The 12407-nt window shown below is 41.6% G+C and carries 15 protein-coding genes; all 15 read right to left on the bottom strand.

The features are described from left to right. Positions 1–47: 47 nt before the first annotated feature. Positions 48–1157, bottom strand: coding sequence for a tRNA guanosine(34) transglycosylase Tgt (tgt, locus tag AC1ECB_RS07010; protein WP_485668043.1), 1110 nt, complete (start codon positions 1155–1157; stop codon positions 48–50). A gap of 32 nt (positions 1158–1189) precedes the next feature. Beyond that, complete coding sequence (queA, locus tag AC1ECB_RS07005; protein WP_485668042.1) at positions 1190–2209, bottom strand: tRNA preQ1(34) S-adenosylmethionine ribosyltransferase-isomerase QueA; 1020 nt, start codon at positions 2207–2209, stop codon at positions 1190–1192. A 22-nt stretch (positions 2210–2231) separates the two neighbouring features. Beyond that, positions 2232–3539, bottom strand: coding sequence for a SpoIID/LytB domain-containing protein (locus AC1ECB_RS07000; protein WP_485668041.1), 1308 nt, complete (start codon positions 3537–3539; stop codon positions 2232–2234). A 39-nt stretch (positions 3540–3578) separates the two neighbouring features. Beyond that, on the bottom strand, positions 3579–3767 hold the full coding sequence (locus AC1ECB_RS06995) for a DUF2905 domain-containing protein (protein ID WP_236614600.1): 189 nt from the start codon (positions 3765–3767) through the stop codon (positions 3579–3581). Between the two features lie 35 nt (positions 3768–3802). Next, positions 3803–4357 carry an epoxyqueuosine reductase QueH gene (locus AC1ECB_RS06990; RefSeq protein WP_485668040.1) on the bottom strand — a complete coding sequence of 185 codons (555 nt, stop codon included), beginning with the start codon at positions 4355–4357 and terminating at the stop codon, positions 3803–3805. 11 nt (positions 4358–4368) lie between these two features. After that, positions 4369–5391, bottom strand: coding sequence for a Holliday junction branch migration DNA helicase RuvB (ruvB, locus tag AC1ECB_RS06985; protein WP_485668039.1), 1023 nt, complete (start codon positions 5389–5391; stop codon positions 4369–4371). Positions 5392–5409: 18 nt separating this feature from the next. Next, entirely contained in the window at positions 5410–6033 is a 624-nt protein-coding gene (ruvA, locus tag AC1ECB_RS06980; protein ID WP_485668038.1) for a Holliday junction branch migration protein RuvA, read from the bottom strand. Continuing rightward, positions 6017–6523 (bottom strand): crossover junction endodeoxyribonuclease RuvC, encoded by a 507-nt coding sequence (gene ruvC / locus AC1ECB_RS06975; RefSeq protein ID WP_485668037.1) that lies wholly within the window; start codon positions 6521–6523, stop codon positions 6017–6019. The genes ruvA and ruvC overlap by 17 nt, the downstream gene beginning before the upstream one ends. A gap of 88 nt (positions 6524–6611) precedes the next feature. Continuing rightward, positions 6612–7226: a BofC C-terminal domain-containing protein gene (locus AC1ECB_RS06970; RefSeq protein WP_485668036.1), complete on the bottom strand. Its 615-nt coding sequence runs from the start codon at positions 7224–7226 to the stop codon at positions 6612–6614. 101 nt (positions 7227–7327) lie between these two features. Further along, positions 7328–7513, bottom strand: coding sequence for a hypothetical protein (locus tag AC1ECB_RS06965; RefSeq protein ID WP_485668035.1), 186 nt, complete (start codon positions 7511–7513; stop codon positions 7328–7330). A 538-nt stretch (positions 7514–8051) separates the two neighbouring features. Next, the gene (locus tag AC1ECB_RS06960) at positions 8052–9323 is read right to left on the bottom strand and encodes a hypothetical protein (protein ID WP_485668034.1); all 1272 of its coding nucleotides are present in this window, start codon (positions 9321–9323) and stop codon (positions 8052–8054) included. Between the two features lie 339 nt (positions 9324–9662). After that, on the bottom strand, positions 9663–9983 hold the full coding sequence (locus tag AC1ECB_RS06955) for a hypothetical protein (protein WP_485668033.1): 321 nt from the start codon (positions 9981–9983) through the stop codon (positions 9663–9665). A gap of 152 nt (positions 9984–10135) precedes the next feature. Beyond that, complete coding sequence (locus AC1ECB_RS06950; RefSeq protein ID WP_485668032.1) at positions 10136–10897, bottom strand: REP-associated tyrosine transposase; 762 nt, start codon at positions 10895–10897, stop codon at positions 10136–10138. 176 nt (positions 10898–11073) lie between these two features. Continuing rightward, the gene (locus AC1ECB_RS06945) at positions 11074–11835 is read right to left on the bottom strand and encodes an REP-associated tyrosine transposase (protein WP_485668031.1); all 762 of its coding nucleotides are present in this window, start codon (positions 11833–11835) and stop codon (positions 11074–11076) included. 17 nt (positions 11836–11852) lie between these two features. Continuing rightward, a complete protein-coding gene (locus AC1ECB_RS06940; RefSeq protein WP_485668030.1) occupies positions 11853–12326 on the bottom strand; it encodes a hypothetical protein in 474 nt (157 codons plus the stop codon). Positions 12327–12407 lie beyond the last annotated feature (81 nt).

Here is a 12407-nt window from a genome sequence, read left to right as displayed (position 1 = left end):
CTGTTTCTGTTACATTATATTCCACACGTTTATCATAAATCCTCTTATTATTTGCGGTAATGGGCCCAAAACTCTTCTCTGAAAGCTAAAAAGCGGTCATCAAGGATGGCTTTGCGCATCTCCTTCATAAAGTTCAATAAGAAATGTAAATTATGGGTAGTTGTCAGGCGCAAACCGAAGATTTCTTCTGTTTTAAGCAAATGACGGATGTAAGCGCGGGAGAAATTCCGGCAGGTATAACAGCCGCATTCGGGATCAATAGGACGAAAATCACGGGAAAATTCGGCATTTTTGATAACAAGACGACCACGACTGGTCATTACAGTACCATTACGCGCCACTCTTGTCGGGAAGACACAATCAAACATATCAATACCGTACATGACACCTTCCAGCAAACAATCTGGTGTACCAACGCCCATCAAATAACGTGGTTTATTTGACGGTAACAAAGGTACTGTATGATCAAGCATTTCATACATAAGTGGCTTTGGTTCGCCTACACTGAGGCCGCCAATAGCGTAACCGGAAAAGTCCAAAGCAATAAGATCCTGGACACTCATCGTTCTGAGGTCTTTATACATCCCGCCCTGAACAATACCAAACAGAGCCTGATCCTTACGGGTATGGGCTTTTTTACAGCGTTCGGCCCAGCGGGTAGTTCGCTGTGTTGATTGGCGGGCATATTCATGGTCTGCCGGATAAGGCACGCACTCGTCAAAGGCCATAATAATGTCAGCACCTAATGCCATTTGCACTTCAGTAGCCTTTTCTGGTGATAAAAAATGCTTAGAACCATCAATATGTGAACGAAACGTAACGCCTTCTTCGGTTATTTTGCGTAGAGGACCAAGACTAAATACCTGAAAACCACCGCTATCTGTTAAGATACCACGATCCCACTGCATAAATTTATGCAGCCCGCCTGCTTCGGCCACTAAATCATGACCTGGTCGCAAATACAAGTGATACGTATTACTGAGGATTATACCTGCTCCCATATCTTTAAGCTCATCAGGCGACATGGCCTTAACTGTGGCCTGCGTGCCTACCGGCATAAAAATAGGTGTATCAAATACACCATGTGGTGTATATAACCGCCCCACCCGCGCTCCGGTTTTCGAGCATTGTTTAATTAGTTCATATGTAATGGCCAATAGCTACACCTCTCGTATTAATAAAAATATACCTAGCGGATAAACATGGCATCGCCAAAACTGAAAAACCGGTAACGCTTATCCACAGCTTCCCGGTAGGCGTTAAAAATATGTTCTCTGCTGGCCAAAGCACTAACCAGCATTAACAGGGTGGATTTAGGAAGATGAAAATTAGTAATCAGTGCTTTGACAATTTTGAATTCATAGCCAGGATAGATAAATATCTGTGTCCAGCCACTTTTTGCCTCCAGTTGCCCGCTAGTACCTGCTGTCTCTAAGGTTCGTACTGCAGTAGTCCCTACTGCAATAACCCGGTTACCGGCTGCCAGAGTTTTATTGACAAGGGCAGCGGTCTCTTCAGGTACTGAATAATACTCGCGATGCATGACATGATCTGCTATGGTATCTACTGCTACAGGTCGAAAAGTCCCCAGCCCGACATGAAGAGTTACAAAGGAGAGATTCACTCCCATATGTTTACAGCTTTCCATAAGCTCCCGGGTAAAGTGCAGCCCTGCAGTAGGGGCTGCGGCTGAGCCACGTTCCCGGGCATACACCGTCTGATAGCGTTCCTTATCTGTTAATTTAGTTTTGATATAGGGTGGTAAGGGTGTCTCACCTAACGAATCAAGAATTTCTTCAAAAATCCCCTGATACTGAAAGCGTACTATCCTGCCGCCAAAATCCGTACTTTGCAGAACTTCACAGCGTAGGTTGTCGCTAAACTCAATAATAGTTCCCGGCTTAGCTTTTTTACCTGGCTTAACAAGTACTTCCCAATCATCATTAGTTATCCGGCTTAACAAAAAAACTTCCACTTTACCGCCAGTTTCCTGCTTAGCTCCAAATAACCTTGCAGGTATTACCCGGGTATCATTAAAAACCAGGGTATCCCCTGGTTTTAAATAGTGCAGCAGATTATGAAACTCATTATGCTCAATGCATCCAGTTTCCCGGTCAAGCACGAGCAGCCGTGACTGATCGCGTGGTTCTACCGGCTGTTGTGCTATTAATTCTTCAGGTAAATAATAATCAAAATCAGAAACCAGCATGGTACTCCCTCATTATGGCCTATCAGTAGGCTTTTTTTATTTCTACATCTTGGTAGTAGTGTTTCAAGATATCCTTGAAATATTCCGTGTTTCCGGGTGGAGCCTTTTCTGCCATGGCTTTTGCCCCCCATTGCGAAAGCCCTAAACCATGTCCCCAGCCAAAGCCGGTAATTACAACAAAATCAGTTGGTTTACCAGCGACAAGCGGAGTGTGACTTTTTTTTCTATCCTTACCAGCATAAACTGGCATAGCCAACTTGGGGTGTTCTTTACTTATAGTAATATCAAACAAGGTACTTTTTAAGTTTAGCATGTTTCTTACTTTTGTGCCTGCTAGCTGTATATTCCCGGTAGTTCCCTTGAAGTATACGCTTTTTACCCGTCCTGACACCCCGCGGTCAAAGCTTGCAACCGGCGGACTGGAAAGTGGTGATAATTCAACCGCTTGCAGATAACCAATGTTGTAACCGGCCTTACTGATAGCCTGATTTAGTTCAGCCAGCGTCAGCTTCTCTTCCCATTTATAATATGGGCTGTTTTGATCGAAATCAGCTACACCGCGAAGATACGGCTGCTTCACTGACCAAACATTTTCGCTATTTTCAGTGTAACCACCTGAACTGCTGTGAAAATAGGCGGAAATTAGTTTTCCTTTATAGGTAAGCACCAGTCCCCGTGTTGCATCAACTGCTTGGATTGCTTTAGGCGCTTCACTCTCCCGCCCGCCGTATACCTGGCAATCAGTAGTAGCACACAGTTCAAAACCATCAGCTGTATGTTTATTGTGGTTAGCCAACGCATAAGTACGTGCTGCTACCGCCTGAGCTTTAACTGCTTCCAATGGCCATTCAGGAGAAATTTCATTTTTAATGACCCCATATAGATATTGTTCAACCGGCAGGGTATTTATCACTGTCATCCCTGGCTTACCGATGGTGCGCTGAATACTCAGGCCACCTCGATACCGCCGTTTATTGGCATATAGATATTGTTCACTGTAAACTAAGGAATGCGCTTTTTTCATAACAACAGCCAGGCCAATAGCCTCTACTGGTCTGCCATTAATGGTAAAACCACTTTCGCGTACAGCAATTGTTACAGGTTCCTGGGCAGCAAAATCCCCCATTACTTTAGTGGTGCCGGTACTAACAATAGCAAATTTAGCATCAGCGGAAACTTCAATACTATGCTGGTTAGTTAAAATCCCCACCCGCAGGTTAGGTTCAAAAGCCGACACGACTCTATCGCCTGAATGGGCGTATCCAGATAAGGGAAAAATAAAAAAGGCAATTACCATTAACCATTTTACCATATGTCTACACACTCGCATACCTCCGGCGCCATTTTCCAGTCGGAAAGTACTACTATCTTATCTTGAAATCAGATTCAGGATTATTGTTAGAATAATGCTAAGAATAATTGATGTTACAATAGGAAAATGAAAGCTGAAGTTTCCCCATTCCATATGTATATCACCTGGCAACCGGCCCAGACTTAAGAATTTACCCCCAAAATGAAATATGGCTCCGGCAACCAAGAGGATGAGGCCAAACAGCATCAGTGTTTTACCTATGGAATCAAGTCCTCCGGGCATTAACCTTGCCCCTTTCCTGGCTTATAATAACGGTCTCGCTCGCTAAAAACACAGCCGCAATAAGGCTGCCGGTACATTTCCAGCTCTCTGCTTATCTTGACGCCTTCCTGCCAGCCGGGACGGAAGTCGATATAGCGGAACTCGATTTCTGCGGCAACAGCAGCCTTATTAGCAGCTACCCTTATCAAATCATGCTGCTGGTAAGGGCTTACTAATAGTGTGGTACTAAAACAGTCAAAGCCCTGTTCTTTGGCATAGCGTGCTGTTTGGTTCATTCGCAGGTCATAGCAGTGAGTACAGCGCCCACCTGGGGCAGCTAATGCTTGCCGCAAAAATTCTTCCAGGGTATAACTTTCATCAATGATTAGTCTGGTAAGACCAATTTTATCAGCAAACGTTTTGAGAGTATCCAGACGTTTGCGAAACTCTTTGTATGGGTGGATGTTCGGATTATAAAAATAGCCGGTAATTTCATACTCCGGATACTGTTCCTGCAAGTGCTTCAGGGGAAATACAGAACACGGGCCGCAACAGATATGCAGCAACATACGCATAATTTAGTCACCTACCATAATTTTTCTTGAACGCTGGCTTTATCTTCGTAAGATATATTGAGATGGGTATAAGCAGCCTGGGTAGCTACCCGCCCACGCGGCGTCCTGGCTATAAACCCCATTTGCAATAGAAAGGGTTCATATACATCTTCAATTGTTTCGGTCTCTTCACTGATTGAGGCAGCCAATGTATCCAGCCCCACAGGTCCGCCGTTAAACTTTTTAATAATCGCCGTAAGCATACTCCGGTCAGTTTTGTCCAGTCCGCGTTTGTCTACTTCTAACAGATCAAGAGCTTTATCAGCGATAGCAGCTGTAATTATCCCATCGGCTGTTACCTGAGCAAAATCCCGTACCCGCTTTAAAAGACGGTTAGCAATACGTGGCGTTCCCCGTGAACGTTTGGCAATTTCCAGTGCACCGCGGGGTTCAATGTCTACTTGCAAAATTTCAGCAGCCCGGTTTACAATACATTCCAAATGCTCTGTTTCGTAATATTCCAGACGGCAAATAACTCCAAAACGATCTCTAAGCGGTGCGGCTAGGGCACCAGCCTTGGTTGTTGCCCCTATCAGCGTGAACTTGGGTAAATCAAGACGAATAGAACGGGCAGACGGGCCTTTGCCGATGATAATATCAAGGGCATAGTCTTCCATTGCCGAATACAAGACTTCCTCTACCGCGCGCGACAAACGGTGAATTTCATCAATAAACAGCACGTCTTTTTCACCCAAATTAGTCAAAAGTGAGGCCAAATCGCCTGGTCGCTCAATGGCCGGACCTGATGTAATCCGAAAATTAGCGCCAAGTTCGTTGGCAACAATACCGGCTAATGTAGTTTTACCCAATCCAGGCGGGCCATATAATAAGACATGATCCAGCGCTTCCTCTCTGGCCATTGCTGCCTGAATAAATATAGAAAGATTATTTTTTACTTGATCTTGTCCAATATATTGAGCAAGACGACGCGGCCGCAGACTATATTGCCAGGAATCAACATCCTGTTCATCTGGTTCCACAATACGTTCTTCCACCAGTTAGTTACCTCCCAATTACCTCCGGCCAAACTCCTTTAACGTAAGTCTAATTAACTGTTCTAATGATATTTCTGTCTGAGTTGTACCTTCGTTTTGATAAATTTTCTTAATGACTGGCGTTATCTCGGCATGGTTATACCCTAATGCAATTAGCGCCTGAATGGCCTCTTGCCGGATATCTCCCGGCATAGTAATGTCTGCTGCCATCTGGCCTGAAACACTGGCGTCTAACTCTGTACCGATTCCCACTTTATCTTTTAGCTCAAGAATAATTCTTTCCGCCGTTTTTTTGCCAATACCTGGTAATTTTGTCAAGATAGCTGCATTATTGGCACTAATTGCTAAGCGGAAATTTGGGGGTGTGATGGCAGACAAAATGCCAGCCGCTACTTTGGGGCCAATCCCTGATACCGAAATAAGACTGAGAAAAAGATCATATTCTTCCTGCGTATAAAAACCGTGCAGCGTAAGTGCATCCTCACGTACATTCAGATAGGTAAACAAGGTAGCTGATTGACCAATTGCCAGCTTTTGCCTGGTAGAATTAGGTATGAATATCCGATAGCCGATTCCCTGAACATCCACAAAACAATAATCGGTAAATAGATGTGTAACTACGCCTTTAACATAACCTATCATTGGTTACCCTCATTCTATTTATACTTCCGCAATGTATGGTTGCAATAGCGATAGCTAAAGCATCGGCGGCATCATCGGGATGTGGTTTCTTCGGCAGGCTTAATAATCGTTGGGTCATATAGATAACTTGTTCTTTGGTTGCTTTGCCATACCCGGTTACCGCCTGTTTAACCTGTAGCGGTGTAAATTCATCAATGCTAAGTTCATTTTGAGCTGCCGCCAGTAGGATTACCCCTCTGGCTTGCCCTACAGCCATTACAGTACGAACATTTTTATTCATAAACAACATTTCAACACCCATAATATCTGGCTGATACTGCTTAATCAAAGCATCAATTTCCTGATGGACTTTTCTAAGCCGCATGGCAGCCTCCATGTCGGGGGTTGTCTCAATAACCCCATATATAATGGGCTTTAATCTGCTTCCTTGTGCTTCGACCAAACCATAACCGCATATTGCTGTGCCGGGGTCGATTCCTAATGCAATCATCTGTTTCCCCCTTTTTACTTCCTACTACTTTCGACAACTTTACCATATATTCCTGTTGCAAAAAACAAAAAGAGAGGTTGCCCTCTCCTTAACGTGCCTGCATTCCCTCTAGTGTTCGTAATAATTCCTCTTTAGACTGCACAATTAACCCTTGCTGTAACTCTTGCACATCCTGAGGCATTAAGCTACTCACAGGTATGTTAGTTACTTCTTTTACAATGGCCTTGGGACCAGGTACTCCATAGAATACAGTGACATAGTCGTTTTTGATACCAATAAACATATTATTAGAATGCTCGCGGCATAAGCTATCCACCGTTAATGTCATTTCTACTTCTTTGGTATCAAATTTTTCTATACTCCAACCTGAATAGATCTGCTGTACCTGATTAAAAGTAAGCCCAACTAAATTATCAGGTGGTTTGGTCCGGAATACTTCCTGGTCTTTGCACTTGGTGTAGGTGATTTTTTGTACTAAATCGGTATCTGCGGAAATCTTAATCTTGCTGTCTTTTTTAGCAACCTCACTGCCTTGATGTGGAAGTGGCAGTTTTACGTTCGGGTCTGCTAGCAAAGAATAATAACCGATACCAGACAGTAATAGAATTAGTCCACCAATAAGTACAGGTTTTACAACTATAGATTTACCACAGACTTTTTCCTGATACAGGGAAGACAATTTAGCAATAAGTTTGGAAAACATAGTGACAACACGCCTTTCTCTAGTGTTGTCACTATGTTTTCCAAATAATGCAAGTTTTATTCGTGCTGTTTATCTATTTACCGTTACTATCCAAAATAATACTAGCGGGTCTTTGCCTCCTGCTGCCTGAATAATAAAAATTCTTCCAATACCTCCCCAAATCTCCGGATAGTGTCTGTTGTATCTTTTCCCTCTTTATCCAGCCGATCAAGTTCTTCAGATAGTTCCCAAATTTCATCATACAGCTCAGTCTCTTGTTTCTTACAATCCAGGTGTCTGATATTCATAGTCAGTTAAATCCACCCCTCCTTATTTTATCTGGAGGCTTCTATGTCCTCCTGTAATCACCCATGAATGGGAATTTTACAGGAGGAAATTAAAAAGGATCACATCTGCAGGATTATTTCTACCCTACACATGCGATCCTAATCGATCTTTGCAACAGTATCAAGATACAGAAAGTAACCCAAATAACAGAACCCGTAAGCGTGTCCTGCCAAACCTGTATCAAGATATGATACCATCGAATATTGCATGCAGTCGCACAGCCCCTGCCTTAACGCGCCAATCATTACGCCCCAATTGTAAAAACTTGTAATCCAGCTCACAACCGGGTATAATAAGAGTGTCGTCGTGGACAGTTCGCTGTTACGTGTAGGTGTTGCTGCACCTGCTCGTGCCTATAGGTGTTCCACCACCTATGGGACACGGCGACCTTACTTTTTAATTTCCACCTATTACTAATATTAGTACTCTTTTACATGAATTGCAAGCGTATGAAGGTAAAAAGATTGGTTTTCTATTAAGAAATTTACACCGTCCTTGTCAAAAACTCAAACTGTTATTCCACCGTAAATAGAACAGCAAAAACGGGTCTAATATATATAACACTTGTTCACGCCATTCTATCGTGTCTAGTTTAGGCGCCGTTTCCTGCATAATTCTTTCCACATGCATTATCGTATTGGAAGTCACCAATGACGTAGGTAATTTTTCAGATTCATCAATAATTGTTGCAAACCTTGCTTTAATATCATCCATATGCAGGGATAGTACAGGAGGGTCAATACTGATACCTTTTAAAAACAGATGATAGATGTCCGCTTTTGTTTTATCCTTAAAGGTATATTGCGTTCTTTTATCCCGACCCTGTGCCGGTCCACGAAGAACTTTCTGCAAAATGACATCATAATGAGAATAATTAATCACCGTATCATGAAATGCTTTATGAACTAATTCAGTAGTTACAGCATTGGTTTCGACAACCGCTATTCGATCTGCTAAATTAAAACAGTTTTCCTGCATGAGCTGAGGTGATGCTATGCTTTCTTGTGCCAACAGATTTAAGTCATGTTCATCAATTTTATATCGTAATAAAGCGAAACCCTTGCGACCAATTTCGGTCAACTCCCCCATTGACCACGGCGCAATTTCAATAAAAGACGTTCTGCCAATCAAATCCGGATTATGGCGAATTGCATCATTGGCTCTGTGTGGCAGTGAAATAATAATTGCTTTCAAACCGTTGAACAACTCAGTCTTTAAGATGCGTGCAATATACATTTGCAGGTCATTGGCAAGATAATGAAAATCATCCAAAACCAAGACCTTATGATTGGCAATTAAGTATTCCATAATGGTCGTATTACTGCGAATTTCTTTTTCAGCAATATTTTGCCCTGTAGAGTGATCATAACCAGCCTGACCGCTCAAATCAGCCGCTGCCACAAAAGGAATCTTACCTGATGCGCCAGTTCTAGCATTTATACTCACTTTATTTGCTACCGTCTGCGTAACCTGTACTTCTAGCGGCAAACGGATTTTTTCAGCAATTTGATTCCAAAAATCTGCCTGCGATTGAATTTGCGCTCCGCTCAAATCAATAATGCTGCTTTTATCAATGACTTTATGACATAAAACCGTCTTACCGGATTTTGACGATCCGGTAATGGATATCAATCGTCCAGGGCTTCTAAGCGCCTTCTTCAGTCTTAATTCATAGGTATCATCTGTTGAAATTGCCCGATCAATATATGTATGCTGTGGAAATGAGGTAGGTCTAAATATTTCTTCTATTGCATATTTACTGTCACTCATTACATTACCTCCCACAGATATTTATTTTATTATAACATGGAAAAAAATAGTTGTAAAAGTAAGGCATCACACCTTTTGATGTGATGCTGTTTTTCTTAGTTTTCCCAAATAATGTTTTTCTAACCTGCACAGCAGCAGCCTTTTTTATCTTAGTACGCGAGTCAAGACTCCCGCCTCTACAGGCGGCGTTAATTCAGGTGGAGTAGACTTTCCACCTGAATCCCAATGTTTCAGCTATGCTGAAACGAGTTCACTGCTATAGTTATGGCTGCAGCCGATCCAATTTGTCTACTTAGGCATATGAGGAATAATTATGCCATCTAATGCACACCGTCAGTATCACTGAATACGCTTTATCGCTGAAGTAAGCTTTCTTACGGAGATAAAGCTGCCAAACAGACTAATTACAACCCCTAAAACTATCCAAACCGGAGAACCAATACTTCCCGTTGCTTCAGCTCGAAGCAGCTGATAGTTGATGATGGTAAACAAGAGCAATATAAATAGATTGATCATGCTGATAAAAACGGCACTAAGCAGCCTGATTTCCTTCTTTTTTTCTTCTGGCAACTTTAGCATCTTTGTTTTGTCTAGTGTCGGCAAATTGAGGTATGCCAGTGATCCTGGCGAATAGACGGACCAAAACGTTAAGGCAGCCATTAAGGCAAACACGCCTAGTTGAATCAGAGGCAGTTGTAGCACAGAAAAACGCGGGGACAGGGACTATGTTTCAGGCTTTCCACAGAAAAATGCGGGGACAGGGACTATGTTTCAGGCTTTCCACAGAAAAATGCGGGGACAGGGACTATGTTTCAGGCTTTCCATATCCTTGTGACTGATAACCCTGTTATGCGTGCTATCTGGCGTATATTTGTGCCAACAACCTTTTTCATTGCTTTCAAAATATCGTCTTGTTTTTCTTTCTTTTCATTGCAAATTTTCAGTGCGTCAATTCCGAATTCTTGTCTAACCCTTTGTTGAAGGTGGTCATCACTCACAGTTACTTTGATTCCCGGAATTTCAAGACAGACATCTCCGTTCACTTCTCTTGTGAATTTTGTAAATCGCATGACTGCTTCATCGGGTTTGTCGGAAAACATATTTAAGGCATATTCTTTATCAATAATCCGTCTGCTCTCTGTATATTCTCTATAGCTACTCCATTTATAATCGTTTACATCTTTTACGATTTTTGCCTTTACAGGGTTCTGGTGGATATATCTCAGTACGGTTAAGAAATAGCTGTCTGTTTCTACAGCCTCGCTTTTAAATCTCTCTTGAAATAAATGCCCGCATCGTTCGTGCTTACTATTATACCAGAGAACATAGCTAGAACTGAATCGTTGAATTATCATGCTAATGGGTTCTTGGGTTTCTTGTAATAAGATGTGCACATGATTATCCATTAAACAGTAGGCAAAAATCCGACATTGACTAATTTCTTTATATTTCGCCAAAACCTCGATTAGTTTCAGCCGGTCTTCATCATCTTCGAAAATGCTTTGCCGGTTGATCCCGCGTAATATGATATGATATATTCCACTTCTGCTTTTTTCTCTTGGTTTTCTTGCCACATCTTTCACCTCTTAATCTATTTTATCACCTCTTCTTTTGCGAAACAATGTCCCTGTCCCCATGTTTTCTCCAAAAAAACAAACAAACCCATCCTCATAGATCCCATAATACTTCGAGGCCAATATCAAAATACCTGTATTTCTTCCCATAAAAACGCGGGGACAGGGACTATGTTTCAGGCTTTCCATATCCTTGTGACTGATAACCCTGTTATGCGTGCTATCTGGCGTATATTTGTGCCAACAACCTTTTTCATTGCTTTCAAAATATCGTCTTGTTTTTCTTTCTTTTCATTGCAAATTTTCAGTGCGTCAATTCCGAATTCTTGTCTAACCCTTTGTTGAAGGTGGTCATCACTCACAGTTACTTTGATTCCCGGAATTTCAAGACAGACATCTCCGTTCACTTCTCTTGTGAATTTTGTAAATCGCATGACTGCTTCATCGGGTTTGTCGGAAAACATATTTAAGGCATATTCTTTATCAATAATCCATCTGCTCTCTGTATATTCTCTATAGCTACTCCATTTATAATCGTTTACATCTTTTACGATTTTTGCCTTTACGGGGTTCTGGTGGATATATCTCAGTACGGTTAAGAAATAGCTGTCTGTTTCTACAGCCTCGCTTTTAAATCTCTCTTGAAATAAATGCCCGCATCGTTCGTGCTTACTATTATACCAGAGAACATAGCTAGAACTGAATCGTTGAATTATCATGCTAATGGGTTCTTGGGTTTCTTGTAATAAGATGTGCACATGATTATCCATTAAACAGTAGGCAAAAATCCGACATTGACTAATTTCTTTATATTTCGCCAAAACCTCGATTAGTTTCAGCCGGTCTTCATCATCTTCGAAAATGCTTTGCCGGTTGATCCCGCGTAATATGATATGATATATTCCACTTCTGCTTTTTTCTCTTGGTTTTCTTGCCACATCTTTCACCTCTTAATCTATTTTATCACCTCTTCTTTTGCGAAACAATGTCCCTGTCCCCATGTTTTCATTTTGCTCATTAGTTCAGTGATACTAAGGTCAAGTCCATAATTCTTCATACTTTCATCTTTATTTAAATAAATCATATCGTCTGAAAAATCTATGTCAGCTTTATGAGCTTTTAAAATAAGTTCATAAACCGAATCAAAGTCCAAACCAAAGTCCAACTTATGAGCTATTTTATTTCTAAGCGTATTAATACTCAATAATAAGTCTTCCATCTCTGTAGTTAACCGCCCAACTGCCCTTACTAATTTAACTTTCCTATAAAACATAACTGATATGTCATTTAGTGCTTGCGGCTCCGGGTATGATCTTAGAATTATCTCGCCAAGCAGAGCCTCAAGATAAAGATGTCCCCGAATGAATAGAAAGGATTCTTCTTTTCCCATCTCACCTATAAAATTAATAATATTTCGTTTTTCTTCCACTATATCAGCCTCTTTCATTAATTAGTCGGGGTTCCATTTTGACTATAGCCACTTTCTAGGATTTCTGCGGCTTTTCCCAAT

The organism is Sporomusa sp. 246TCP1, assembly GCF_057319775.1.
Note: the sequence above shows the minus strand (reverse complement) of the source record. Positions and strands in the feature narration are given on the sequence as shown.

What these genes read in the sequence shown, in the direction of transcription:
- queA (WP_485668042.1), bottom strand. Translation starts at nt 2,209, where the DNA reads ATGCTGGTTTCTGATTTTGATTATTATTTACCTGAAGAATTAATAGCA.
- AC1ECB_RS07000 (WP_485668041.1), bottom strand. Translation starts at nt 3,539, where the DNA reads ATGCGAGTGTGTAGACATATGGTAAAATGGTTAATGGTAATTGCCTTT.
- AC1ECB_RS06995 (WP_236614600.1), bottom strand. Translation starts at nt 3,767, where the DNA reads ATGCTGTTTGGCCTCATCCTCTTGGTTGCCGGAGCCATATTTCATTTT.
- AC1ECB_RS06990 (WP_485668040.1), bottom strand. Translation starts at nt 4,357, where the DNA reads ATGCGTATGTTGCTGCATATCTGTTGCGGCCCGTGTTCTGTATTTCCC.
- ruvA (WP_485668038.1), bottom strand. Translation starts at nt 6,033, where the DNA reads ATGATAGGTTATGTTAAAGGCGTAGTTACACATCTATTTACCGATTAT.
- ruvC (WP_485668037.1), bottom strand. Translation starts at nt 6,523, where the DNA reads ATGATTGCATTAGGAATCGACCCCGGCACAGCAATATGCGGTTATGGT.
- AC1ECB_RS06970 (WP_485668036.1), bottom strand. Translation starts at nt 7,226, where the DNA reads ATGTTTTCCAAACTTATTGCTAAATTGTCTTCCCTGTATCAGGAAAAA.
- AC1ECB_RS06965 (WP_485668035.1), bottom strand. Translation starts at nt 7,513, where the DNA reads ATGAATATCAGACACCTGGATTGTAAGAAACAAGAGACTGAGCTGTAT.
- AC1ECB_RS06960 (WP_485668034.1), bottom strand. Translation starts at nt 9,323, where the DNA reads ATGAGTGACAGTAAATATGCAATAGAAGAAATATTTAGACCTACCTCA.
- AC1ECB_RS06955 (WP_485668033.1), bottom strand. Translation starts at nt 9,983, where the DNA reads ATGGCTGCCTTAACGTTTTGGTCCGTCTATTCGCCAGGATCACTGGCA.